Consider the following 25,651-nt stretch of genomic DNA (forward strand, 5'->3'; position numbering starts at 1 on the left):
TCCTTGTTTCTATGCTTCTTTTTAAGTGCTCAGTAACTGATTTCTTTTTCTTTTGTCCCATCTTTTTTATAGATGATCAAAGTTGATTGTTTGTTTTGAGCTACTTGCTTTCCTTTTTCGATTGCTTCTTTTTTTGTATCAAAATGGTTGCTTGCCTTTTTTGCCCCTTTAGATTTCACGATCCATTGTTCTTCCTCATATTCTACGATCACATCTGAATCAAGAAGTTTTCCGGCACGAGGATTCGTATCGTGTTCATCCGTCTTGCTTGGATTTTTTTCTTTTTCGAAGGTTCGTTTTTCTGATTCACTAGCATCTTCATACCATTTTTTTGCTTGATCAATGGCAATTGGGATCGCACGGCTATCAGGGTACCCTTCATCTAATAATGCATTTGCGATGTCGATTGCTTTTTTTCTTGTCAATTTATCTAAGTTTTTCATTGATGCAGGAAAGTCCTTCATGTTCCATGGCATATTAGTATCCCCCTTTATTAAAAAACATAATCTATATAAACAAGTGTAAGGGTATTTATACAAAAAGAAAAAGATTTTGTTTGAGAAGTAAAACCGTTGTATTTATCGTCAAGTAGTTTTACTTAACAAAATCGTGAAAAACACTAGCAATCTAGAAAAAATCATGGTAAGATAATCAAGTCTGAGAGTCATCTTAGAGGATTCTTGTAAAAATGGGAGGGAAAAACATGCGCGTAAACATCACTTTAGAGTGTACTTCTTGTAAAGAACGTAACTACCTAACAAGCAAAAACAAACGTAACAATCCTGATCGTTTGGAAAAACAAAAATATTGCCCACGCGAACGCAAAGTTACTTTGCACCGTGAAACAAAATAATGTTTTTAAAGTTCTCAATTCCTTGCTGGTCAAAGAATTGAGACTTTTTTTATCTCAAACCATCTAAAATCATAAGGAGCGGATGATATGTTTATTTCAATGTGGGCACAAGATAGAAATGGTCTGATCGGCAAAAATGGATTGCTACCGTGGCGATTGCCAAATGACATGCGTTTTTTTCGTGAACATACAATGGATCGAATCTTAGTGATGGGAAGAAAGACCTATGAAGGAATGGGCGATCTCTCACTTCCTTATCGCCATATCATCGTATTGACAACGCAACCGAACTTTCGCACGAAAGAAAATGCAGAAGTGATGCATTCAATCGATGAACTTTTGGCGTATAGTCAAACAATCTCAGAAGATATCTATGTTTCGGGTGGCAGTCGGATTTTTCAAGAACTTCTTCCTTACACCGGTCGAATCTGGCGGACATTGATTGATAGCACGTTTGAAGGAGATACGTATATTGGGGATATCGATTTTTCAGACTTCGCTCTTATAGAGGAATACGAGGGAATAACGGATCAGGAAAATTTATATGCCCATCGTTTTCAAAAATGGGAAAGAGTAAGAAATAGGGTTGTTTCAAAAGAAGAATAATATCCGGTATTCAGTTTTTAATAATAAAAAAGCATCTCGCGAATGAACGTGAAGATGCTTTTTTTAGTTAAAATCAGTTTAACTTTTCTTTGATATCATTGACCATTTCCTGACTGGCAATAGGTCCGTTATATAGCCAGCTAGATTCAGGTCCGAATTGCAGTACGTGATCGTCCTTCACTGCTTTGAGATTCTTCCAACTTGGTTCATTGAACATAGCAGCATCTTTATCACTGTTCACAAGAATGATGTAATCAGCATCTAATTCAGCTAGTTTTTCCGAAGAAACAGCAGACCAGTCAGAAGTGGCTTCTTTGGACACTTCTTCTACTAAATCAGGCACACCAAATTTTAGATCGTCATATACGATTCTACCGCTTGACCGATTTTTGCTGACCATGAAGGCGGAGTTGTTGGTCACCCATAACACTGCAGCTGTCTTGTTCTCAATTTTATCTGCTAATTCTTCGCGAGTGCTCTTGACGGATTTTTGATAATCGGAAATGACTTTTTCCGCTTCTTTTTCTTTTGCTAAAGCCTTGCCGACATCTTTTAGTTGTTCTTCCCATGTGACATCTGTTCCGTTTTTTACGACATAAGTTGGCGCGATTTTACTATATTGCTCGTATTTCCCACCTTCGACAGTAGCGGAAGAAGAAATCAACAGCAAGTCAGGTTCGAAGCTTAATACTTTCTCGTAAGGAAGATCATAAGAAATAGTTGGAACATCTTTCAAATCATCTTGCAGATAATCTTGGATAGAACCACTGCCCACTGTCCATTGGGCGATAGGTTTTTCTCCTAGGGAAATCAGATAGTCTTCTAAGTAACTACCGATGATCCGTTTAGGTGCGTTTGGAATGTCGACTTTATGTCCAAGCGTATCTGTGACTGTATGCGTGCTGGTAGATGAGGTCGTCGAATTGGCAGGTGTAGCTGCTTCTTTATCTGAAGAGGGAGAGCAAGCGCTCAATACCCCAGCCAACAGCAACATGCTAGATAATGTGAATACTTTTGTTTTTAAGTTCATTTCTTTCCTCCTGACATAATTGAGAATCTTTCTCATTGGTTATTATTCCTGATATTTCGAATGCTGTCAACCGCTTCATTTAGCTATAGATATGAAAGTAGCGCTTGACGAAATAGTGAAACAGCGTCATAATTGAGAATGATTTTCAGCGAAAGGATGGGTGAAATGACGAGACTAAGGGCAGCTGATATTGCAGCCGGCTACGAAAATAAAAAAATTATTGAAAACATGTCTGTTACGATTCCTGAAGGGAAAATCACGAGCTTGATTGGGCCAAACGGAAGTGGAAAATCTACTTTATTGAAAAGCTTTACCCGTATACTACCTGTGAAATCAGGAAAGATCATTGTCAATGACTCTGATATATCTACATACAGTTCAAAAGAACTTGCAAAAAAAATTGCTTTATTAGCACAAACTAGTGAACATCCTATAGGTATGACAGTAGAAGAAGTAGTGTCTTACGGACGATATCCCTATCAAAAACTGTTTAGCGGTTGGATGCACAAGATCATGAAGCAATCGAGTGGGCTTTGGATGCAACAGGTTTGTCTGGATATCGCACACGAGATATCGCAACGTTGTCTGGTGGACAAACTCAGCGTGTCTGGATCGCTATGGCACTTGCTCAGGAAACAGATATCTTGATCTTGGACGAGCCGACGACGTTTTTAGATCCGTCACACCAATTAGAGATCCTACAGTTATTGACTCAAATCAATCAAATAAAACAAACAACGATCTTGATGTCGATCCATGACATTAATCTTGCTTCACGTTTTTCCGATTATTTACTAGGAATGAAAAACGGTGAATTGATTACGGAAGGTACACCTGAAGAAGTGATCACAAAAGAGTGTATGAAAAAAATATTTGAGATTGATGCAACGATTGTCACACTACCAAAAACGAATAAACCAGTTTTTCTAACGTATGATCTGTTGCCAAAAGAGCAGGAGGAGCAATTATGAAGGCTAGAAAAAAAAACAAACTCTTGCTTTTGATCTGTTTTGTTCTTTTGATCATTTTTTTTATTGCTCTTTCAAATGGCGCAGCGAGTGTGGGAAAAATAGCCTTTTGGCAGGCGTTGGTTGATTTTGATGGATCAAAACAAAGTCATCAAATCATAAGAAACATTCGCTTGCCTCGGGTCGCAGGGGCATTTCTCGTAGGGAGTTGTTTTGCATTGAGCGGTGCATTGATGCAAGGAGTGACAAGAAATCCGTTAGCAGATTCAGGTTTACTAGGAATCAACGCTGGTGCTTCATTGGCAATGGCTCTTAGTTTTGCTTTTTGGCCCAAAGCTTCTGGCTTTTCTGTGTTTCTGGTGTCATTGGCAGGTTCTTTTGCTGTGACTTTGCTCGTATTTGGCTTTTTGCAGTTTTCGAAAATAGGCATGAATCCTTTACAGCTGATTTTAGCTGGCGTAGCTATTAGTTCTTTTTTTACTGCAATCAGTCAAGCACTTACCCAATTTTTTAATCTACAGCAGGATCTTGCTTTTTGGTTTGTAGGTGGAGCTGCCAATATCACATGGAAACAATTAACAGTGTTGTTCCCTGTATATGTACTTGCTGTCTTGGTTTCTTTTTCATTAGGAAAAGCGATATCCTTGATTAGTTTGAGTGAAACCCATGCATTAGCTCTTGGAGGTCATCCTAAACGAACACGGTTGATTGTTTTCTGTCTAGTTGCAGTGTTAGCAGCCATTGCCGTTTCGTTAGTCGGACCTGTTTCATTTATTGGGCTGTTGGTTCCGCCGATTGTTCGCGGAATGGTTGGGACAGACTATCGTTATGTCCTACCTCTCTCTTTTTTAGTTGGAGGCGGACTGGTCATGTTGGCGGATTTTGCAGCAAGGATGATCAATCCACCTTTTGAAACACCTTTTGGATTAGTCATCGCATTGATTGGCGTTCCGTTTTTACTGATACAAGTAAGGAGGGAACAACGGTGAAAAGAATATATTGGACGTTGTATTTCTTGCTTTTTCTACTTATCGTCTTGTCTGTAGGTAGTTTGATGATTGGCACGCCTTTTGTTTATCTTGATCAGCTTTTTGACACGTTCATAGGGAAAGGCTCCTCTTCTTTGGCGCTGATTGTTGGAGAGTTTCGAGTTCCTCGATTACTGATCAGTTTATTAGCAGGTGCTTGTCTTGGCGTTTCTGGCTATATCTTGCAAGGAGTGACGAGAAATGAATTGGCAGATTCTAGCATATTGGGGATTAATGCGGGAGCTGGATTTCTAGTGATGCTTTATTTAGGTTTCTTTTCACAATATTCTCTGCCGTTTCTGTTGCTAGTCGTAGCCTTTATAGGAGGTATTCTCGCTGCTTGCTGTGTGTATCTTGCAGCCTATGATCGAAATGGATTTTTAGGGATGAATCGTATCTTATTGTCTGGTATTGCCGTGAATGTTGGTCTTTCTGCATTAACGTTGTTGTGCACCATCCAATTGTCAAAGGAAAATTATGGATTTGTCAATGCATGGTTGGCGGGATCGATTTGGGGTGCGAGCTGGTCCTATGTTTGGGCGCTTCTTCCATGGGCGATTATCTTGATTCCGCTAGGAGGATTTTATGCGCAGCGGATTGGCTTGCTATCATTTGGTCAAGAACGCGCGCAAGGATTAGGGCTAAATGTGGCTAAAAGTCAAAAAATCCTTTTGTTGTTAGCTGTTGCTTTAGCAAGCGGTAGCGTAGCGGTGACAGGGAGTTTATCCTTTGTAGGACTACTAGCTCCTCATGCTGCGAAGCTAGTCGTACGTAAAGAAAATCACTGGACCTTTATTCTAAGCAGTTTGTTTGGTTCCGTTTTTGTACTTAGCGCAGATATTGTTGCACGAGTGATTCTGCCAAGTGGGGAGATACCGACAGGAATTTTGATTGCCTTTTTTGGTGCGCCATATTTTCTGTATGTATTGTTTATCAGACAAAAACACGTGCTGAGCAGTTGAAGTTCATTAAAAGGCAAGAAGGCCAATCATTGTTAGGTCTTCTTTTTCTTTTATTTATACATTTATTTGAAAGTTCGATTGCTATTTTTCTTTTTTTCCTATACCATTTTATGAGAGAAGGAAGGGTGATTTTTTGGAGCAAATGAAAGAAAAATTACGCCGGCAAGGAATTGAAAAGCTGAAAAATCTGGCCAAAAGCGGCAAGAAAAAGGACAAAGAACAGCGAATCTGTGAACAGCTATTCGCAAGCAAGTACTGGAAGTCGGCACAAGTGATAGGGACGACTTTATCAAATGAATTTGAGCTGGATACACAGCCGATTATCCAACGGGCGAAAAAAGAACAAAAGAAGATAGTTGTTCCTAAAACTTTACCAAAACGACAGATGGCGTTTTATGAAATGGATGAACACACCATTTTTGAACGTTCGAGTTTTGGCGTTCTCGAGCCACAATCAGAGAAGCTTTATTTGCCGGAAATGATCGACCTCCTCATTGTACCAGGGATTATCTACAATAGAGCCGGTTATCGAATTGGTTTTGGCGGTGGTTATTACGATCGGTATTTAAAAAATTTCCATCGAAAAACATGCAGCCTTGTTTTTCGAGAACAATTGAATGAACAATGGCAACCGGAGAGTTTTGATCAGAAGATCCAACAATTATTTATTGACTAAAATGAAATGGGAGGTTTTCATGAATTATCAACAGCAAATAAAAATGCGTGCATGGTTGAGGCGACCGTTATGGACCTATGTTTTTTTGGGGATACAGACAATAGTCTTCATTATAATGGAGTTGTTTCCGCGTCTTGAAATTCCTTATTATACTGGAATGTATGGTCCTTATCTTGTTCACTTCAATGAATGGTGGCGCTTAGTGACACCAATCTTCATCCATTTTGGAGTGATGCATTTCGTCATGAACTCACTGATATTGTATTTTATGGGGCAGCAAATCGAGGCAATATACGGTCACTGGCGGTTTTTCCTGATCTATATGTTCAGCGGGATAATGGGAAATACAGCAAGTTTTGCTTTCAACGAAGCGAATGTTTTGTCTGGTGGTGCAAGCACTTCGATATTCGGATTGTTTGGTGCGTTGTTTATTTTAGGATTTCATTTTAAATATAATACGGCGATCCAACAACTAGTCAGACATTTTCTTTTATTTATTGCGATGACATTTGTTTTTGGTCTTCTTGACACCTCTGTAGATGTTTGGGGACATGTCGGCGGACTGGTGGGCGGATTAGTATTAGGGAATATTTTAGGGCTACCGAAACAGCAGACAAGCTATTCGATACACCAGAAGATTCTTTCTACACTAGTTTTTGGATTTCTTTTTGTAATATGTATTTTACTGGGTTTAAAAAAATATGGTTTACTTGTATAATATGAAGGAAGTGCTTAAAGATGGAGAGCTTATATGATGTACAGCAGCTGTTCAAAAAATTTGGCATCTTTATCTATGTGGGTGCACGCATCTATGATATTGAATTGATGACTATTGAATTGCGGAATCTGTATGATAGCCGTTTGATCGATCATGATACATACATGACAGCGTGGCGCATATTAAAAAGAGAGCACCGAATTGAAGAAAGCCGAAAGAAAGGAAATTTGTAATGGACAAGAAAATTATTGGGATTGATTTAGGTGGAACAACAGCAAAATTTGCAATTTTAACACCAGAAGGAGAGATTCAACAAAAATGGAGCATCGATACCAATATTTTGGATGATGGCAAACATATCGTTCCTGAAATCATCGAATCAATCAACCATCGATTGAATTTATATAATATGAAAGCCGAAGACTTTATTGGAATCGGTATGGGTACTCCAGGAAGCGTGGACAGTGAAGCTGGAACGGTTATTGGCGCATATAACTTGAACTGGACAGAAGTACAATTTGTGAAAAAATTGATTGAAGCAGGGACAGGAATCAAATTCGCTATAGATAATGATGCGAATGTGGCTGCTTTAGGTGAACGATGGAAAGGTGCTGGAGAAAACGATCCAGACGTTGTATTCGTTACTCTAGGAACAGGTGTTGGCGGTGGTATCGTTGCTGGCGGGAATTTGATCCATGGCGTGAGCGGAGCAGGCGGAGAAATCGGCCATATCACTGTGGATCCTGAAGGGTTCGAATGTACTTGCGGTAAACGCGGATGTTTAGAAACTGTATCTAGCGCTACTGGTGTGGTACGTCTAGGTCGTTACTTGGCAGAAGAATACGCAGGAGATTCAAAACTGAAAGCAATGTTAGATAACGGTGAAGAAGTAACAAGTAAAGATATCTTTGAAATGGCTCAAGAAGACGATCCGTTTGCATTGATGGTTGTTGATCGCGTATGCTTCTATTTAGGTTTAGCTTGCGGAAACTTGGGGAATACATTGAATCCGTCAAGTATTGTGTTAGGCGGCGGAGTATCGGCAGCAGGAGAATTTTTACGCAGCCGTGTAGAGAAATATTTTAAAGAATTCACTTTCCCACAAGTAAGAGAATCAACAAAAATCAAATTAGCAGAGCTTGGAAATGAAGCTGGTGTCATTGGCGCTGCCTCATTAGCCTTGAAATTTGCTTAAAAAGACGGAGGCATCACATGGTTTTATGGGTAATTAATATCATTTTGCTATTGATTGTGTTTGCAATCATCTTTTGGGAAGTCTATCTACGAGTAATGGCCAAGCGTTCAGCAACGACTTTGACAGAAGAAGAGTTTCGAGAAGGAATGAGAAAAGCACAAGTAATCGATGTTCGCGAAAAAGATGTGTTTGATGCAGGGCATATCTTAGGTGCAAGAAACATCCCTTACACTGTTTTGAAAGATTCACTAGGATCGATTCGAAAAGACCAACCTGTCTATATCTACGATCAAAAGAAAAGCTTGAGTATCCGTACGGCAAATAAATTACGTAAAGCAGGTTATAAAGAGATTTATTTGCTTAAGGGTGGTTATGACGGCTGGTCTGGAAAAATCAAAAGCAAAAAAGTATAAAGCATATATTTTTATGACAGCTTTGGAAAAGCTAGATCAATAATCAGGTATTGACTAAGAAAAAATGAACGACGCGAGGGATAGTTGTGTCGTTCATTTTTTATTTTGTGCTATTATCTACATATAAAAGCAAAAAGGCAGAAAGAAGGAAACAACTATGATCAAATTAAAGCGTGTTTATCTTGATGCTGAAGAAGAGGATGGCTTTCGGATACTCGTGGATAGGCTCTGGCCACGAGGAATTTCAAAAGAAAAAGCACACTTGGATCTATGGTTGAAAGAAATTGCGCCTAGTAATGAAGCACGCAAAGCATTTGATCATGTACCAGAACGTTTTGCTTCATTTGCAAAGAAATATCAGCAAGAATTATCTTTTGAAGAAGAAAAGACACGAGCTGTTTCCGAACTCACCCAACTTATGAAAGAACATCCAGTCATTACTTTCGTTTATGGTGCAAAAAACGAGCACCAGAACCATGCCGTTGTGTTAAAAGAATTTATCGAAAAGGAGGTGTACAAATGAAAATAGGGATCATTGGTGCCGGACCTAGAGGATTAAGTGTAGCAGAAAGGATTCTCCATAATAATCAGGGCAGACATTCTCTTGAACTTATTCTTTTTGATCCAGAAGGTCCAGGCGGTCGAGTTTGGCGGTTGGATCAGCCACCAGAATTATTAATGAACTCTGTTTCTCAACAAGTGACGCTTTTTACAGACGAAACGTTGTCCAGTGGGGGAACGGTAATGCCGGGACCTAATTTGTTTCAATGGAGTAAAGGACCTGCTACAGATTATATCGAACAGACGGTAACCAAAAATAAGCAACTATTTATAGAAGAAATTAACCGTCTGGAAAAAGATCATCAATCTACTCGTTGCCTATACGGACTTTATCAACGCTGGTTTTTCTCAAAGTTGCAAGAAGAATTTCCAGCTTCTACTCAGCTTGTCTATTCTTTAGTGAAAAAGGTCAGCAAAGAAAAAGACGGTTTCCTTTTACAGACAGATCAGCAAAGCTATCCTGTCGATCAGCTCATTTTAGCGAGTGGTCATTGGGAAAATGATCAGACAGAAGAGGAAAGAGCCTGGGTAGACTATGCAAAGAAAAATGATTTACTGTATCAGCTTCCTTCTAATCCGGCAGATGTCGATCTTTCAAGGATACCGCCAAAAGAAAATGTTTTTCTAAGAGGGCTTGGTTTAAGCTTTTTTGATTATGTCGGATTGTTTACGGTCTCAAGAGGTGGACGCTTCGAAAACAAAAAGGGAAAACTAGTCTATCATCCATCTGGCAAGGAACCGATTGTATACAGCGGGTCAAGAAGAGGTCTTCCTTATTATCCTCGGGGGAGAAATCAAAAGCAAGGCGGAGCAATGGCATGGCCACGGCTACTTACAAAAGAGAACCTTGAGCAATGGCATCGATTGGGACTTTTGACTGGCGAAACATTTTTTGACTATCTGAAAAAAGATGCTGAGTTGTTTTATTATAAGAAAATCATCGAAGAACATCACTTGCCGATTTCAAGGAAAGCTTTTGAGCATGATTTTCTTTCCCTCTCTTCAGAAGAGTGTCTTGGAAAGTATCCAACATTACTTCCTTACAAATGGTCTTGGTCGTGTCTAGAAACTCCTCTTACCTATCAGGATGAGTCCTTTGCTGAAGCTAGCCGAGCATTTATTGATGGGCAGATAAAAGAAGCGGAAAAAGGCAATTGCACAGGGGCATTGACTTCGACATTTGATGCATTGAAAGACTGGCGTGATCCAATCCGGCAGGCTATTGAATGGCACGTTTTTTCTGCTAAGGAATACAAAGAAATACTGTGGGGATGGTTTACTCATTTAAACAGCTTTTTAACGATTGGTCCGCCAGTTATTCGGACGAAAGAGTTAGCAGCACTGATAGATGCGGGTATTTTTCATTTGATCGAACCGCCACTTGATATTCAGCAAAAGCAAAACCGCTATGTTATTTCTCTACAAGATAAAGAAATCAGCAGTCGCTATTTGATCGAAGCTCGTTTGCCACAAACAAGCTTTTCTCGTTCAAGTAATCCTGTCATAAAAAATTTGAAGGAAAATAAACTTGTTCGCCCTTTTTCGTTTTCAGATAATACAGGAAGTTATCATTCAGAAGCTATAGATGTTGAGCGAGGTACGAATCGCGTGATTGATGCTTCCGGGAAAATCCAGTCTGGCTTTTATTGCTATGGAATACCAGTTGAAGGTGTAGATTGGTTAACTGCAGCAGCAGCTAGACCTTATACAGATCCATGGAATTTGAGACAGGCAGATAAAATAGCACAACTTATATTGACTGACAAATAAAAATACGCATGATGACTTATCTGTTCTTTCACAAGTCTTCATGCGTATTTTTTAAATAATTATTAACGAGAAACGCGTTTGCGCATTGCTTTTTTACGATTTTCTTCGATCATTGCCTCTTTTTTGTCAATCGGATCGATCACTGTTTTTTTCACAGAAGCGACCAAACCAGCAACGGCAGCGGCTGTTGCCAAGCTACCTACTAATATTCCAGATACAAATTTTTTCATTGAATCCACCTCATTTATTATTTGTTATGTCTATTATGGAACAAAAGAGAAAAAAAGGCTAGTTTTACGTTTGTTTGTAAACCTTTGCAAAAAATCCTTGAAAATGTTTACTAAATGTTTTATTATAAATTTACCAGATATATTTACGAAATTTTACTTTCTTCTTTTCCACCATAAAAGTAGACTTCGTTTTTTAAATTATATAGAATCAACAAACACAATTTCACTAATCAAAGGAGTGTTTTTTATGACAATTTTAGTACTAGGCGGAGCCGGCTATATCGGTTCGCACGCTGTAGACCAGCTAGTTCAAAAGGGGTATCAAGTCGCTGTGGTAGATAATTTACTCACAGGTCACAAACAAGCAGTACATCCAGATGCTCATTTTTATGAAGGTGATATTCGGGATAAAGAATTTCTACGTTCCGTATTTGAAAAGGAACAGATTGAAGGAGTAATCCATTTTGCTGCAAGCTCTTTAGTAGGAGAATCTGTCGAAAAACCATTGATGTATTTTAACAACAACGTATATGGTATGCAAATCTTACTTGAAGTTATGCATGAGTTCAACGTGAATAAAATCGTATTCTCTTCTACTGCAGCAACTTATGGAGAGCCGAAAGAGTCTCCAATCACGGAAAATACACCAACTAATCCTAAAAATCCGTATGGTGAAAGCAAATTGATGATGGAAAAAATGATGAAGTGGTGTGACCAAGCGTATGGCATGCGCTATGTCGCTTTGCGCTACTTCAATGTAGCCGGAGCAAAAGCAGATGCATATATCGGAGAAGATCATACACCAGAAACGCATCTTGTCCCAATCATTTTACAAGTAGCTCTTGGTCAAAGAAAAGCATTGGCTGTTTATGGAGACGATTACGATACACCAGACGGAACATGTATTAGAGATTATGTTCAAGTAGAAGACTTGATTGCCGCACATATTTTAGCTTTGGAATACTTGAAAGAAGGAAACGAAAGCAACTTCTTCAATTTAGGCAGTAATAAAGGGTACTCGGTCAAAGAAATGTTAGAAGCAGCTAGAGAAGTGACAGGGAAAGAAATCCCAGCAGAAATAGCACCAAGAAGAGCTGGAGATCCTAGCCGATTAGTCGCTTCAAGTGAAAAAGCGAGAGAGATTCTGGGCTGGAAACCTGAATACACAGATATCAAAGCAATTATCAAAACAGCATGGGATTGGCATGTCAGCCATCCAAATGGTTATGAAGAATAGGGGAATGAGATATGTCAATCAGTCAAACGATTTGTGATTTTGCCACACTTGCGATCGAAGCTGGCGGATGGATGGAAATGGACCGCTTATATTTACAGAATCGTCTTTTAGGGATGGTAGGAGAAGACGCTCTAGAAAGCGTCGAAGTAAGACCAGTTAAGGAAGAATCAGTAGACTTATTGGACCAGCTTGTCGCTAAGGCAAGAGAAAATGGTGTTCTTTCAGAATTACCAGCAGAACAAGAGATTTTTGAGGCACAATTGATGGATTTTCTTACACCGCCGCCTTCCGTTGTCAATGCATTCTTTGCACAGCATTATTCGAAAAGTCCAGAGGAAGCAACTGATTATTTCTTTGATTTAAGTAAGAAAAATGATTACATCAAAACAAGAGCCATCGCTAAAAATATCAAATTTCCAGCAGAGTCAGCATATGGTGAATTGGAAATCACGATCAATTTATCTAAACCAGAAAAAGATCCAAAACAAATTGCGGCAGAACGCGAGGCAGCCAAAGTAGATTATCCTACATGTATGCTGTGTATGGAAAATGAAGGATATAGAGGACGCTTGAATTATCCAGCCCGCACCAATCATCGAATCATTCGAATGAATCTAGACGGTGAAAGCTGGGGATTCCAATATTCTCCTTATGCTTATTACAATGAGCATTCGATCATTTTATCGGAGCAGCACCGCCCAATGAAAATTTCAAAGGAAACATTTGTTAGACTGCTTCGGATTACTGAAGTCTTGCCTCATTACTTTGTTGGTTCAAATGCTGACTTGCCGATTGTTGGAGGATCGATTCTTTCTCATGATCATTATCAGGCAGGACGTCATGAATTTCCTATGGCAAAAGCACCAATAGAAAAACTCATCAAATTAGCAGATTATCCGCAAGTCATCGCAGGAGTTGTGAAATGGCCGATGTCTGTGATCCGTTTGCAATCAACAGATAAAGAGTTGCTGATTGAAGCAGCCAATTCAGTGTTGGAAAAGTGGAAAGAATATTCGGATGAAACAGTAGAAATCCAGGCTTTTTCAGCAGATGGTACACCACACCACACGATTACGCCAATTGCACGAAGAAGGGACAATTATTTTGAACTGGACCTTGTCCTTCGAGACAATAATGTTTCAGATGAACATCCTGATGGTATTTTTCATCCGCATAAAGATGTCCAACATATCAAGAAAGAGAACATTGGATTGATCGAAGTAATGGGGCTTGCTGTTTTACCACCTCGTTTGAAACCGGAACTAGCAGAAGTAGAGCGGTTCTTATTGGGAGAAGAAAACCAGATGGCTGAATACCATCGTCCATGGGCAGAACAGTTAAAAAAAGAGCATCCTGATTTGACGAAAGACGCGGTCACTGATATTGTACAAAAAGCTGTAGGTCAGGTTTTTGCTCGTGTCTTGGAAGATGCTGGAGTATTCAAGCGAGATGAAAAAGGTCAAGCAGCGTTTGAGCGGTTTACTGCGATTTTATAAACGGAAAAAAAGGAGGAGAGACAAATGGCAACAATTAAAGATATCGCTCAGTTGGCAGGAGTTTCTCCTGCTACTGTTTCAAGAGTGCTCAACTACGATCCTGAACTTTCCGTCGGCTTAGCCACAAAGCAAAAAATTTTTGAAGCAGCGGAACGCTTGAATTATACGAAGCACCGCAAAAATGCAGCAAATGCTAAGCAAACCCTTCGTCTGATCCAATGGTACGATGATACAGAAGAACTTGAAGATCTTTATTATTTGTCTATTCGTTTAGGAATCGAAAAAAAGGCAGAAGAAGCAAACGTTACTTTGTTGAAAGAAACGTGGGATTCCATTAGTGAGCTTCCAGCGGATGGAACGATCGCATTAGGGAAATTCGATGAAGCTCAGCTGTTGGATTTGAAACAATCTCAACAAGCCCTGCTTCTGGTAGATTCTGATGGCACTTCTCAAGGAATCGATTCTATAGTTGTCGATTTTAAGTCGAGTGTTCAAAAAGTCATTGAGCACTTTGTTTCCCAGGATGCACAACATATCGCGATGCTTGCTGGAACAGAATATACAAAGAAAAACCATCAGCGACTAAGGGATCCTAGAATCATGGCATTCCAACAAGTTTTAGCAGAAAAAGGCTACGACGAAGGTTCAATTATCGAAGCAGATTTTTCTGTCGAGTCAGGCTATCAAGCGGTTAAAAAATATTTAAAAACAAATGAGCAGATTCCTGATGCACTTTTTGCGGCTAATGATGCATTAGCGATTGGCGCGCTGAAAGCGATTCAAGAAACAGGTTTAGCGGTGCCAAAAGATATTTCCGTGATGGGTTTCAACGATGTCAGTGTAGCGAAATATGTAACACCCTCTCTTTCTACTGTGAAAGTTTATACGGAATGGATGGGAGAGCTAGCAGTGGAGACGATCCTTCAACTAAGTAATTCCAAAGCACCAGTTTCAAGAAAAATCATTGTGGAAACAGAGTTGATTGTTCGAGAGTCGACGAAATAAAAAAAGAAAAAGTTGTGGTAAAGTGTCGTGATACCGCAGCTTTTTTTGTGTATGTAAAGAAGAAACTAGATTTGCCGGTCAGCAGATAATCATGTATCATTGTACTAGTTTTGCCTTTGATATTTTCATCATTGGAATAAAAAAGTATGCTACAATGGAAGGCAAGAATGTTATAGCAGAAAGGATCAAATATATGATTACATTAGGAATAGATACTGCAAATCAAACTTTGGCGATCGGTGTGGTGGAAGATAAACAAATTCTTGGGCAAATACAGACAAATATCAAACGCAACCACAGTGTGACGCTGATGCCTGCCATTGACCAATTGTTTGCAGATCTTCAAATGAGTCCCCAAAACATTGACCGAATCGCGGTTTCTGATGGTCCCGGTTCTTATACCGGACTTCGTATAGGTGTAACGACAGCGAAAACGATTGCTTATACACTAGATAAAGAGCTAATAGGAGTATCTAGCCTAAAAGCCATCGCGGCTAATTGTGTCGGGGTGAATAAAATGATTGTGCCCATGTTTGATGCTCGAAGAAAAAATGTCTATGCTGGGGCATACCGCTGGAAAGAAAATAGATTAGAAACTGTACTTGAAGATGTACATATTGCTGCTTCTGATTTGTTTGCACAACTACAAGAGCTGAATGAAGCTATTTATTTCGTTGGGAGTGATTGTCATAAATTCATCTCTGAAATAAAAGAAATGCTGCCTGATGCGATGATTAATACAGTTCCAGCATGGGATATCCCAAGTGGTGTGACTGTGGCTCAATTAGGTGCGTTGGATGAACCAGTTGCAGATAAACAAGCTTTTCTCCCTCGTTATTTAAAACGAGTAGAAGCTGAAGAGAAATGGTTAGAGACGCACACGCCTGGAGACGAAAGCTATGTTGAAAAAATTTAAAGCATATGCTAGAAGTCTTTTTCAAGATAAAATGATCTATACAGAAAAAACAATCGAACAAATCGATCGTCACTATATACTAAGAGAATTGACTACAGAAGATATCAAAGAGCTGTTGGATGTTGAACGAGAAGTCTATAATGGCGAGTTGCCATGGACAAAAAGTGCTTTTATGTCAGAGTTGAAGTCACCGCTCCCTCATCTATATTTAGGGATCTTTGATAGTGGAAGAATGATCGGTTTTGTCGGTTCAAGGGCGTTCGGTTTAGATTGTCATATCACGAATATTGCTGTTCGACCGGCATATCAGCGTAAACGAATCGGTTCGCTGCTTATTGACGAAATCGAGAACTTTGCTATAATGAATCGCTGTGAGACGATGTCGTTGGAAGTGCGCATGAGTAATCAGGATGCGCAAAGACTTTATCGGAAATTAGGGTTTCAAGCAACGACGATCAAAAAAAGATATTACACTGAAACAAAAGAAGATGCGTTGGATATGATAAAAATTTTAGAAAATGAGTGAGATTAGTTGATTTGCAGAAAAAAAGATTTTGATGAAGCATATTTGGCAGAATGCGTATGGGCAATTAGCGAAAATGCTTATCCATATGGCTCACCTTGGACGAAGATGCAGTTTTTGACAGATATCCAACAGCCCCACACGGATTATTTGCTTTTAGTTGAAGATAACCAGATCTGTGGTTTTGTCGGGTATTCGAAAGTAATGGATGAAGTCGAAATCACAAATATCGCTGTTGCAGTTTCAGAACAAGGAAAAGGCTATGCACGGCATTTGCTACATCTGCTGATTGCGGAACAAATAAAAGATTCGCTGCATGTTTTTTTAGAAGTACGTCTGTCTAATGAAGCAGCAAGAAAACTTTATGAATCAGAAAAGTTCCGTATATTAGGTAAACGGAAATCATATTATCGCAATCCGACAGAAGATGCGATCATTATGAGCAGAAAGTTAAAAACGGAGACGATAAAATGAATGAAGAATTGATTCTGGCAATTGAATCAAGTTGTGATGAAACGAGTGTAGCGGTCGTTAGAAATGGAACAGAGATCTTATCTAACATCGTTGCTTCCCAAATAAACAGTCATAAACGTTTTGGCGGAGTGGTGCCTGAAGTAGCTAGCCGCCATCATGTAGAACAAATAACCTTATGCTTGGAAGATGCACTGGTAGAAGCTGGTGTATCGGCAAAAGATTTATCGGCAGTCGCTGTCACTTATGGGCCTGGACTCGTCGGCTCTTTGTTGATTGGTATTTCTGCAGCTAAGGCTTTTGCTTGGGCACACCAATTGCCGCTGATTCCTGTGAACCATATGGCAGGTCATATTTATGCCGCACGTCTGGTCAAACCATTCCAGTTTCCATTGATGGCACTTCTTGTTAGCGGAGGACATACAGAATTAGTCTATATGCAAGAAGATGGATCATATGAAATCATTGGGGAGACAAGAGATGACGCAGCAGGAGAAGCTTATGACAAAGTTGGAAGAGTCTTAGGTCTTTCATATCCAAGCGGAAAAGAAATCGATCAGCTAGCTCATCAAGGAAAAGATAATTATCATTTTCCACGAGCGATGATCCATGAAGATAATTATGATTTCAGTTTTAGTGGATTAAAAAGTGCATTTATCAATTTGGTGCATAATGCACAACAGCGTGGAGAAGATCTAGACAAAAATGATTTAGCAGCTAGCTTTCAAGCAAGTGTGATCGATGTATTGATTACTAAAACACTTCGAGCGTGTCAAAATTATCCAGTCAAGCAACTGGTTGTAGCTGGAGGTGTAGCGGCCAATCAAGGATTGCGTGAAGGATTGCAAGCTGCTCTGTCAGCTAAACTCCCTGAAGTAGAATTAGTGATTCCACCTCTGAGACTTTGTGGAGATAATGCTGCAATGATTGGAGCAGCAGCACATGTGGAAATGCAAAAAAGAAATTTTGCCAGCTATCAGTTGAATGCTGATCCAAGCTTGGTTTTATCTGAATAAATGAAAGAGAGTGCGAAAAAGCTGCCTTGCATCAAGTTATAAGAACAGCAAAGAAAAAAACAGCTTCACATGTTTTTGATTTGGTTGAATTTATTACCGTAGATGCAAGCTTTTGAACACTATTTATTGTAATAAGGGTTGTGACAGATTTTTGTCACAACCCTATTTTTTTGTCTACTTTTAATAGTATGTGTTATTTAAATTTATATTAGAGTTTATTTTCAAAACGTTTTATGCTATTTTATATAATAAAAAATAGTTATTATATAAATTGTGTTCGTTTTTTTCCTGTGCTATGATTAATTCAATAAATCATAGGATTTATTCGTGTACATAGAAAGTCTGAATACAAAATGAAAAAAGAAAGTAGAGAGAATATGAAAAAAAAGAAAATAGCTGCCTCTCCGGTTCCTTTAGTTGCACTAGCTGATCAATCGATTACTGCCGAGAAATATCGAACGATCCGGTCCAACATCCAGTTTGCAGCGATTGATCGGGAATTGAATACATTGGTCATCACTTCTTCCGGCCCAGATGAAGGGAAATCTATTACTGCCGCTAATCTAGCAGTAGCTTTTGCAAATAGTGGAAAACAGGTCTTACTTGTAGATGCGGATTTGAGGAAACCAACTGTAGCATTGTCTTTTCAATTGCCACATAATGAAGGATTGAGTAATTTACTTAGTGAGCGTGAACGGATAGCGGACGATTACATAACTGAAACACATATAGAAAATCTTTGGGTCTTGCCCAGTGGTCCAAAGCCGCCGAATCCTTCGGAAGTTTTAGGGACGAAAAGAATGGAAGAGATAATAGAGGAACTGATACTTGACTTTGATCTGGTCATCTTTGATATGCCTCCGGTAGCAACTGTAACGGATGCTCAAATCCTTGCAGCAAAAACGGATGGAACGCTACTTGTTGTCAGAGAAAGAAAGACAAAGAAACAAGAGTTGTTAAAAGCGAAAGAACTGTTGCAGATTGCAAAAGCAAATATATTAGGTGTAGTTTACAATGGAACAAAAAAAGAGAGTGATCTCACTTATTATTACCAATCACTTGAATAGACGAAACAAAAATAAACAGCGACTCCGATAAATATCAGGATCGCTGTTTATTTTTGTCGCGTTATTCTCTCATAGCTGGAGTAGTAGCGGTCTTACAGAAAGTAAAATGCTTTTTGTGATAATCTAACAATCCTGAATCACGTAGTTGTTTGATTACTTGTCCAGCAGTTTCACGTGTCGTGCCGCTATTCACTGCTAATTCTTTTAAGGTAATTGGATAAGGAATGGTGATATGGCCGTCTTCTGTTGGTACGCCAAGTTCTTCTTTCAAAATGAATAGATTTTGTTTCACTCGGTCAAAAGCACTGGAGGTTAATCCAATTTGGATACGTAACTCATGTATTTCGACTACTTTAGAAATTTTTTGGATCATATAGATCAGTTGTTCAGGATTTTTTCGTGCTAATTTTTCATAGTAGGAAACAGGAAGATAGAAAGTTTCGATATCAGTCATCGCTTGAGCTGTATAAGTGTAGGTTTCTTCTCCAAACATTCCTGACATAGGAAAAAGGTTATTGGTAGTCACGTAATCATAATAATAATAGGTGGCACTTTCATCGTAACGTTCTAAACGAACAAGTCCTTTGGTCAAGATATATAACCGTTGTCTAGGGTCTCCATCATCAAAAAGGATTTGTCCTTTCTTATAGGAACGAAGAACAGTATGTTCCTTGATCTGTTGGAACTCTTCATCCGAGAAATGTTCAAAATCAGGTTGATATCTGAGTTTTGAAAAGTGAAAATCGATTTTATTAACACGCATTAAAAAGTCCTCTCCTTATTGTTCACTATATTTATTGTTACTTTTTTTAAAGAATTTGTAAAGTTTTAACATATCTGGATTAAACATAAGTTTTAATACTTTACAAATTTAATTTGTTATTATGTAAAAAATATACATTCACATTGAATAATTTATTTTGAAGATAAGTATTTGTGTATAAAAAACAATAATAATACATATAGCAAACGCTAACAATGTTAGTATAGTTTATTTTTTCAATTTATTCAAAAAAATTTTTTAGATGAATAAATATTTTTTTGGAAGTGTATACAGAATAAAAAATGAATAAATTACGCTTAAAATTAGAAAAACGTTTAATTATTTAATTATCGAATATTAATGTGAGGGATGTCTCATTTTGAATGAGACAAAATTATGAAAGTGATTACAAAAGGAGGCTATCCTATACATGTAATCAAAAAGAAGGAGGCAACACAACATGGATAAACCTATTCACGTTTTCTCTGAAATAGGGAAATTAAAGACAGTTTTACTGAAACGGCCTGGACAAGAAGTGGAAAATTTGACACCAGATATCATGGATCGTCTGTTGTTTGATGATATTCCATATCTTCCGATTGCTCAAGAAGAACATGACAACTTTGCAAAGACCTTGCAAAACGAAGGCGTCGAAACTCTTTACTTGGAAAAATTAGCAGCAGAAGCGATTGACGCAGGCAACGTCAAAGAACAATTCTTGAATAAAATGTTGGATGAATCTCATATCGTATCGAATGCAGTAAGAGATGGTCTTCATGAGTTCCTTCTATCAATGGAAACACAAGAAATGGTAGATAAAATCATGGCTGGGGTACGTACAAAAGATATCGAGGTACGTTCTAGCAGCTTGTATGATCTTTCAGCAGACGACGACTATCCATTTTACATGGACCCAATGCCAAACTTGTACTTTACACGCGATCCTTCCGCATCAATGGGAAATGGGATGACCGTCAATAAGATGACTTTTGAAGCACGTCGTCGTGAATCGATGTTTACAGAATATATTTTGAAACATCATCCAAGATTTGCCAATAAAGGGATCGAAGTATGGTTGGATCGTGAAAATCCAGATCATATCGAAGGTGGAGACGAATTAATCTTAAGCGATAAAGTAGTAGCAGTTGGGATTTCTCAACGAACAAATGCAAAAGCTTTAGAAAAATTAGCACGCCATCTATTCGCAAAAAATTCAGGATTTGAAAAAGTATTAGCAATCAAAATCCCGAACAACCGTGCAATGATGCATTTAGACACCGTATTCACAATGGTAGACCATGACAAATTCACTATCCATCCAGCAATCCAAAGTAAAGACGGTAAGATGGATGTCTTTACGATCGAACCAGATGGTGAGGATATCAAGATCACTCATTCAGATAACTTACACGAAACGATGAAAGCTGCTCTTGGATTAGATGATCTTGTATTGATTCCAACTGGTAATGGGGATGAGATCGTTGCCCCTAGAGAACAATGGAATGACGGATCCAATACATTGGCAATCGCTCCAGGTGTCGTAGTCACTTACAATCGGAATTACGTATCGAACGAATTGCTTCGTAGCTATGGTATCAAAGTGTTGGAAATCAATTCAAGTGAATTGTCACGAGGTCGTGGCGGTCCACGTTGCATGAGTCAACCACTTGTCCGTGAAGACTTGAAGTAGTTTATAACCTGACGGCAGTCTTACTGTCAGCTGACGTCAGGATTTCCTCTTTAATCTTAAATAAAAACAATCTAAAGGAGAATGTTTAATATGAAAGAATCAGTATTTCAAGGAAGAAGTTTATTAGCAGAAAAAGATTTTACAAAAGAAGAGTTACAATATTTGATCGATTTTTCAGAACACTTGAAAGACTTGAAAAAACGTGGGATCCCACATCACTATCTAGAAGGAAAAAATATCGCACTTTTATTTGAAAAAACATCTACACGTACTCGTTCTGCATTTACCACTGCAGCAATCGATCTAGGCGCACATCCTGAATACCTAGGTGCGAATGACATCCAATTAGGTAAAAAAGAATCAACAGAAGATACAGCTAAAGTGTTAGGTCGTATGTTTGACGGAATCGAATTCCGTGGATTCAGTCAAAAAATGGTAGAGGAACTAGCAGAATTCTCTGGCGTTCCAGTTTGGAATGGCTTGACTGACGAATGGCATCCAACACAAATGATCGCTGACTTTTTAACTATCCAGGAAAACTTTGGAACTGTAGAAGGTATCACTGTTGCATACTGTGGAGATGGTCGAAACAATATGGCTAACTCTTTATTAGTAACAGGTGCAATTTTGGGAGCAAACATGCGTATCGTTGCACCAAAAGAATTACAACCTGAAGAAGAAATCGTCAAAATGGCAGAAGGTTTTGCTGAAAAATCAGGGGCACAATTGATGATTACCGACGATGTTGATAAAGGTGTAGACGGAGCAGACGTGCTTTATTCTGATGTATGGGTATCAATGGGTGAAGAAGATAAATTTGAAGAACGGATCAAATTGTTGAAACCTTACCAAATCAATATGGAAATGGTAGAAAAAACACACAATACAGATCGTTTGATCTTCTTGCACTGCTTACCAGCTTTCCATGATACAAACACTGTTTACGGTGAACAAATGAAAGAACGCTTTGGCATCACTGAAATGGAAGTAACAGATGAAGTCTTCCGTAGCAAATATGCTCGTCAATTTGACCAAGCAGAAAATCGTATGCATTCAATCAAAGCGATCATGGCAGCAACATTAGGTAACTTGTTTATCCCTCGCGTTTAAGCATAACCACATTCATCTCACGAAAAAACGAGTCAGCATTGAGGGAAAATCACAAAACGCTGGCTCGTTTTGTTATCTAGAAAATTCAGGAGAACTGAAGAAAGGACGAATGAAATGGCCAAACGAAAAGTAGTTGTCGCTTTAGGAGGCAATGCCATCTTGTCTACGGATGCAAGTGCAAAAGCCCAACAAGAAGCGTTAATGGAAACAGCAAAGTATTTAGTGAAATTTATCGAACAAGGAGATGAATTAATCATCTCTCACGGAAATGGTCCGCAAGTCGGCAACCTATTGATTCAGCAGCAAGCTGCTGATTCTGAGAAAACACCAGCAATGCCTTTAGATACATGTGTCGCAATGACGGAAGGGTCAATCGGCTACTGGCTCCAAAACGCGATGGGTGAAGTACTGAAGGAAAAAGGAATCGATAAAGATGTAGTTTCTTTAGTCACTCAAGTCATTGTGGATGAAAATGATCCTTCCTTCAAAAATCCAAGTAAACCAGTCGGCCCATTCTACACGGAAGAAGAAGCGAAAGAACAAATGAATGCTGATTCTACTGTGACATTCAAAGAAGACGCTGGACGTGGATGGAGAAAAGTAGTCGCTTCCCCTAAACCAATCTCGATTAAAGAAGCACGTGTCATCGAAACGCTAGTCGAACAAGGAGTTATCACGGTGTCTGTCGGCGGTGGCGGGATTCCTGTTGTAGAAACAGCGACCGGATTAGAAGGGCGAGAAGCCGTGATCGATAAAGATTTTGCTTCAGAAAAATTAGCCGAAATCATCGATGCGGATTTGCTGATCGTATTGACAGGTGTAGACAATGTGTATGTCAATTACCAAAAACCGGATCAAAAGAAACTAGAAACTGTTACTGTTTCAGAAATGAAACAATACATTGATGAAAAACAGTTCGCTCCAGGAAGCATGCTTCCGAAAGTAGAAGCAGCTATTGCATTTGTTGAAGCAAAACCGAACGCTAAGGCAATCATCACTTCTTTAGAAAACATTGAAAATCTTTTAGCTTCTGAAGAAGGAACGATTATCGTAGCTGATTAATTTGTTAAGTCTTTCGTATTTACGAAATGATTTATAACTATCCAGGTGGTATTTCTTCTCCTTTAGGCCATCTGGATTGTTTTTTTATTAGAAACGACTAGCCTTTCGTTTTTTTTTCTGATATAATTCAAGAAAGTTTAATAAGATTAAGATTTGTTGAACAAGAGAGTACTTGTATCATTCTTGGCTAGCGAATTCGGAAGTGGTGGAAGCCGAATGAAGGAGATACAACGAAGCGCACTTGGAGAATTCTGTTTTAAACAGACGGTCGTCTACCGATATCAGATGGAGCTGGTCCTTTTTTAGGACAATTGGAGTGGTACCGCGGGAAATCTCGTCTCTAATGATGGCATACTAAGTATGTCGTCATTAGAGATTTTTTTTGTTGAACAAATAAGAGAGTATTTTAGGAGGAATAAAGATGAATAATAAAGATCTTGTCGCAAAAGCCGTCTATGACGTTGTCAAAGACGATTTGACACTTGAACAAGTCGAACAATTACTAGAAAATCCAAAATCAGCCGAACACGGGGATGTGGCATTTCCAGCCTTTTCATTAGCAAAAGTTTACCGAAAAGCGCCACAGCAAATCGCTGCAGATTTAGCAGAAAAAATCGACTCTGCCAACTTTGAAAAAATCGAAGTGGTTGGACCTTACTTGAACTTTTTCATGAATAAAGAACTTATCAGCAAAAAAGTTTTGCAAACAGTAGTGAAAGAAAAAGAACATTATGGGGACAGCAATATCGGGAATCAAGGAACCGTACCGATCGATATGTCTTCTCCAAATATTGCAAAACCAATCTCAATGGGACATTTACGTTCGACAGTTATCGGTAATTCGATTGGCTTCATTATGGAAAAAATCGGATACCAGCCAATCCGCATCAATCATTTAGGTGACTGGGGCACGCAATTCGGAAAACTGATTGTTGCTTACAAAAAATGGGGTTCAGAAGAAGCGGTCAAAGCAGAGCCAATCAATGAACTGCTTCGTTTGTATGTCCAATTCCATGAAGTAGCTGAAACAGAACCAGAATTAAATGAAGAAGCTCGTGCTTGGTTCAAACGTCTAGAAGAAGGCGATGAAGAAGCTATCCAATTGTGGCAATGGTTCCGTGATGAATCGATGAAAGAATTCAACAAAATCTATGATCTACTGGAAGTACAGTTTGATTCATTGAACGGTGAAGCTTTCTATAATGACAAAATGGATGAAATCGTCGAACTTTTAGAAGAAAAACATTTGCTGAACGAAGATAAAGGTGCGGAGATCGTTGACCTTTCTGCTTACGATTTGAATCCAGCATTAATCAAGAAATCAGATGGCGCGACACTATACATCACACGTGACTTAGCTGCCGCATTGTATCGTAAACGTACCTATGACTTCAAACAATCTCTATATGTAGTAGGGAATGAACAAAGTTATCATTTCAAACAATTGAAAGCTGTCTTGAAGGAAATGGGCTTTGACTGGTCTGACGATATGCACCATATCCCATTTGGTTTGATCACACAAGGTGGTAAAAAATTATCAACTCGTAAAGGAAAAATCGTCTTACTAGAAGAAGTATTGAATGAAGCAATCCAATCTGCTAAAGAACAGATCAGCGAGAAAAACCCTGATTTAGAAAACAAAGATGTTGTAGCTAAACAAGTAGGGGTTGGGGCAGTCATCTTCCATGATTTGAAAAACGATCGTCTCAATACATTTGACTTCAACTTGGAAGAAGTGGTTCGTTTTGAAGGAGAAACTGGACCTTATGTGCAATATACACATGCTCGTGCAGTCAGTCTGTTGGAAAAAGCAGGATTCGTCCCTTCAGAAACAGCAGACTATGCGTTGAATGACGATATCAGCTGGGAAGTAGTCAAATTGGTTCAAAAATATCCTGAAACAGTCTTATCCGCTGGGGAAAAATATGAACCTTCAGTGATTGCGAAACATGTAATCAAATTAGCACAGGCATTCAACAAATACTATGCTCATACGAAGATTTTAGCTGACGATGAACAAAAAGAAGCACGCTTAGCTTTAGTGTATGCAGTGACTGTATTATTGAAAGAAGATCTTCGTTTGCTAGGACTTCATGCACCAGATAAGATGTAAGAAAAAAAGAATGTGAAATCAGTGTTCAGCTCCGAGTCACAAGGAACAATTTCAAAAAACAGCTTCTCATGTTTGTTGGACATTGTGACTTGTGACCGAGGAGTTGGCAGGAGAACACCGTTTATTCGCAAATAAGGGCTGTGACAATATTTTTGTCACAGCTTTTATTTTG

27 protein-coding genes and 1 pseudogene are annotated in these 25,651 nt (G+C 38.8%); 24 read left to right on the plus strand and 4 right to left on the minus strand.

Going from position 1 to position 25,651, the window contains the following annotated elements:
• Positions 1 to 29: 29 nt before the first annotated feature.
• A complete protein-coding gene (locus ESP02_RS03770) occupies positions 30 to 476 on the minus strand; it encodes a DUF2188 domain-containing protein (protein ID WP_002338848.1) in 447 nt (148 codons plus the stop codon).
• A gap of 212 nt (positions 477 to 688) precedes the next feature.
• Between ESP02_RS03770 and rpmG the strand changes: the two genes are divergently transcribed.
• Positions 689 to 853 carry a 50S ribosomal protein L33 gene (rpmG, locus tag ESP02_RS03775; RefSeq protein ID WP_002320810.1) on the plus strand — a complete coding sequence of 55 codons (165 nt, stop codon included), beginning with the start codon at positions 689 to 691 and terminating at the stop codon, positions 851 to 853.
• 87 nt (positions 854 to 940) lie between these two features.
• Entirely contained in the window at positions 941 to 1,459 is a 519-nt protein-coding gene (locus tag ESP02_RS03780) for a dihydrofolate reductase (protein WP_038398727.1), read from the plus strand.
• Positions 1,460 to 1,532: 73 nt separating this feature from the next.
• Here ESP02_RS03780 and ESP02_RS03785 read toward each other — a convergent pair whose 3' ends face one another.
• Positions 1,533 to 2,489 (minus strand): ABC transporter substrate-binding protein, encoded by a 957-nt coding sequence (locus tag ESP02_RS03785; protein WP_010732392.1) that lies wholly within the window; start codon positions 2,487 to 2,489, stop codon positions 1,533 to 1,535.
• Between the two features lie 165 nt (positions 2,490 to 2,654).
• On the opposite strand from ESP02_RS03785, the pseudogene ESP02_RS03790 reads away from it, so the two are divergent.
• From ESP02_RS03790 to ESP02_RS03835, 10 genes and pseudogenes are all read left to right on the plus strand, one after another.
• Positions 2,655 to 3,460: pseudogene (locus ESP02_RS03790) on the plus strand (ABC transporter ATP-binding protein).
• Positions 3,457 to 4,446, plus strand: a complete 990-nt coding sequence (locus ESP02_RS03795; RefSeq protein ID WP_002400389.1) for an iron ABC transporter permease — start codon at positions 3,457 to 3,459, stop codon at positions 4,444 to 4,446. The pseudogene ESP02_RS03790 and the gene ESP02_RS03795 overlap by 4 nt, the downstream one beginning before the upstream one ends.
• Positions 4,443 to 5,447 carry an iron ABC transporter permease gene (locus ESP02_RS03800; protein ID WP_025478340.1) on the plus strand — a complete coding sequence of 335 codons (1,005 nt, stop codon included), beginning with the start codon at positions 4,443 to 4,445 and terminating at the stop codon, positions 5,445 to 5,447. The genes ESP02_RS03795 and ESP02_RS03800 overlap by 4 nt, the downstream gene beginning before the upstream one ends.
• Before the next feature lie 142 nt (positions 5,448 to 5,589).
• Positions 5,590 to 6,123: a 5-formyltetrahydrofolate cyclo-ligase gene (locus ESP02_RS03805; RefSeq protein WP_002400387.1), complete on the plus strand. Its 534-nt coding sequence runs from the start codon at positions 5,590 to 5,592 to the stop codon at positions 6,121 to 6,123.
• Between the two features lie 19 nt (positions 6,124 to 6,142).
• Entirely contained in the window at positions 6,143 to 6,841 is a 699-nt protein-coding gene (locus ESP02_RS03810) for a rhomboid family intramembrane serine protease (RefSeq protein ID WP_025478337.1), read from the plus strand.
• Positions 6,842 to 6,861: 20 nt separating this feature from the next.
• The gene (locus ESP02_RS03815; protein WP_002293902.1) at positions 6,862 to 7,074 is read left to right on the plus strand and encodes a YqgQ family protein; all 213 of its coding nucleotides are present in this window, start codon (positions 6,862 to 6,864) and stop codon (positions 7,072 to 7,074) included.
• The gene (locus ESP02_RS03820) at positions 7,074 to 8,036 is read left to right on the plus strand and encodes an ROK family glucokinase (RefSeq protein WP_002400383.1); all 963 of its coding nucleotides are present in this window, start codon (positions 7,074 to 7,076) and stop codon (positions 8,034 to 8,036) included. The genes ESP02_RS03815 and ESP02_RS03820 overlap by 1 nt, the downstream gene beginning before the upstream one ends.
• 17 nt (positions 8,037 to 8,053) lie before the next feature.
• A complete protein-coding gene (locus tag ESP02_RS03825; protein WP_002400381.1) occupies positions 8,054 to 8,449 on the plus strand; it encodes a rhodanese-like domain-containing protein in 396 nt (131 codons plus the stop codon).
• Positions 8,450 to 8,606: 157 nt separating this feature from the next.
• Entirely contained in the window at positions 8,607 to 8,972 is a 366-nt protein-coding gene (locus ESP02_RS03830) for a DUF488 domain-containing protein (RefSeq protein ID WP_002400379.1), read from the plus strand.
• The gene (locus ESP02_RS03835) at positions 8,969 to 10,780 is read left to right on the plus strand and encodes an FAD/NAD(P)-binding domain-containing protein (RefSeq protein ID WP_002400377.1); all 1,812 of its coding nucleotides are present in this window, start codon (positions 8,969 to 8,971) and stop codon (positions 10,778 to 10,780) included. Before ESP02_RS03830 ends, ESP02_RS03835 begins: the two co-directional genes overlap by 4 nt.
• A gap of 62 nt (positions 10,781 to 10,842) precedes the next feature.
• Here the strand turns inward: ESP02_RS03835 and ESP02_RS03840 are convergent, their stop codons facing one another.
• Complete coding sequence (locus ESP02_RS03840; protein ID WP_002400375.1) at positions 10,843 to 11,010, minus strand: DUF3042 family protein; 168 nt, start codon at positions 11,008 to 11,010, stop codon at positions 10,843 to 10,845.
• Positions 11,011 to 11,257: 247 nt separating this feature from the next.
• Here ESP02_RS03840 and galE point away from each other — a divergent pair, with 247 nt between their 5' ends.
• From galE to ESP02_RS03880, 8 genes are all read left to right on the plus strand, one after another.
• Complete coding sequence (gene galE / locus ESP02_RS03845) at positions 11,258 to 12,247, plus strand: UDP-glucose 4-epimerase GalE (RefSeq protein ID WP_038398731.1); 990 nt, start codon at positions 11,258 to 11,260, stop codon at positions 12,245 to 12,247.
• An 11-nt stretch (positions 12,248 to 12,258) separates the two neighbouring features.
• On the plus strand, positions 12,259 to 13,743 hold the full coding sequence (gene galT, locus ESP02_RS03850) for a UDP-glucose--hexose-1-phosphate uridylyltransferase (RefSeq protein ID WP_002400371.1): 1,485 nt from the start codon (positions 12,259 to 12,261) through the stop codon (positions 13,741 to 13,743).
• A 24-nt stretch (positions 13,744 to 13,767) separates the two neighbouring features.
• Positions 13,768 to 14,748, plus strand: coding sequence for a LacI family DNA-binding transcriptional regulator (locus ESP02_RS03855; protein WP_002400368.1), 981 nt, complete (start codon positions 13,768 to 13,770; stop codon positions 14,746 to 14,748).
• 193 nt (positions 14,749 to 14,941) lie between these two features.
• Positions 14,942 to 15,664, plus strand: a complete 723-nt coding sequence (tsaB, locus tag ESP02_RS03860) for a tRNA (adenosine(37)-N6)-threonylcarbamoyltransferase complex dimerization subunit type 1 TsaB (protein ID WP_033795683.1) — start codon at positions 14,942 to 14,944, stop codon at positions 15,662 to 15,664.
• Positions 15,648 to 16,190 carry a ribosomal protein S18-alanine N-acetyltransferase gene (gene rimI / locus ESP02_RS03865; RefSeq protein WP_002400363.1) on the plus strand — a complete coding sequence of 181 codons (543 nt, stop codon included), beginning with the start codon at positions 15,648 to 15,650 and terminating at the stop codon, positions 16,188 to 16,190. Before tsaB ends, rimI (ESP02_RS03865) begins: the two co-directional genes overlap by 17 nt.
• A gap of 6 nt (positions 16,191 to 16,196) precedes the next feature.
• The gene (gene rimI, locus ESP02_RS03870; protein ID WP_002400360.1) at positions 16,197 to 16,661 is read left to right on the plus strand and encodes a ribosomal protein S18-alanine N-acetyltransferase; all 465 of its coding nucleotides are present in this window, start codon (positions 16,197 to 16,199) and stop codon (positions 16,659 to 16,661) included.
• Complete coding sequence (tsaD, locus tag ESP02_RS03875; RefSeq protein ID WP_002400358.1) at positions 16,658 to 17,674, plus strand: tRNA (adenosine(37)-N6)-threonylcarbamoyltransferase complex transferase subunit TsaD; 1,017 nt, start codon at positions 16,658 to 16,660, stop codon at positions 17,672 to 17,674. The genes rimI (ESP02_RS03870) and tsaD overlap by 4 nt, the downstream gene beginning before the upstream one ends.
• A 377-nt stretch (positions 17,675 to 18,051) precedes the next feature.
• On the plus strand, positions 18,052 to 18,741 hold the full coding sequence (locus ESP02_RS03880) for a CpsD/CapB family tyrosine-protein kinase (protein WP_025478335.1): 690 nt from the start codon (positions 18,052 to 18,054) through the stop codon (positions 18,739 to 18,741).
• Between the two features lie 61 nt (positions 18,742 to 18,802).
• Here ESP02_RS03880 and ESP02_RS03885 read toward each other — a convergent pair whose 3' ends face one another.
• On the minus strand, positions 18,803 to 19,504 hold the full coding sequence (locus ESP02_RS03885; protein ID WP_002400355.1) for a Crp/Fnr family transcriptional regulator: 702 nt from the start codon (positions 19,502 to 19,504) through the stop codon (positions 18,803 to 18,805).
• Positions 19,505 to 19,964: 460 nt separating this feature from the next.
• Between ESP02_RS03885 and arcA the strand changes: the two genes are divergently transcribed.
• The 4 genes from arcA to argS all read left to right on the plus strand — a co-directional run bounded on the left by arcA (position 19,965) and on the right by argS (position 25,479).
• A complete protein-coding gene (gene arcA / locus ESP02_RS03890) occupies positions 19,965 to 21,194 on the plus strand; it encodes an arginine deiminase (RefSeq protein ID WP_002400354.1) in 1,230 nt (409 codons plus the stop codon).
• Positions 21,195 to 21,284: 90 nt separating this feature from the next.
• On the plus strand, positions 21,285 to 22,304 hold the full coding sequence (argF, locus tag ESP02_RS03895; RefSeq protein ID WP_002288437.1) for an ornithine carbamoyltransferase: 1,020 nt from the start codon (positions 21,285 to 21,287) through the stop codon (positions 22,302 to 22,304).
• A gap of 114 nt (positions 22,305 to 22,418) precedes the next feature.
• Positions 22,419 to 23,366 carry a carbamate kinase gene (arcC, locus tag ESP02_RS03900; protein ID WP_002313642.1) on the plus strand — a complete coding sequence of 316 codons (948 nt, stop codon included), beginning with the start codon at positions 22,419 to 22,421 and terminating at the stop codon, positions 23,364 to 23,366.
• A 421-nt stretch (positions 23,367 to 23,787) separates the two neighbouring features.
• Positions 23,788 to 25,479 carry an arginine--tRNA ligase gene (argS, locus tag ESP02_RS03905; RefSeq protein WP_146925990.1) on the plus strand — a complete coding sequence of 564 codons (1,692 nt, stop codon included), beginning with the start codon at positions 23,788 to 23,790 and terminating at the stop codon, positions 25,477 to 25,479.
• Positions 25,480 to 25,651 lie beyond the last annotated feature (172 nt).

Origin of the sequence: Enterococcus sp. NBRC 3427, from assembly GCF_007996925.1 — a bacterium.
Classification (GTDB): Bacteria; Bacillota; Bacilli; order Lactobacillales; family Enterococcaceae; genus Enterococcus_B; species Enterococcus_B lactis.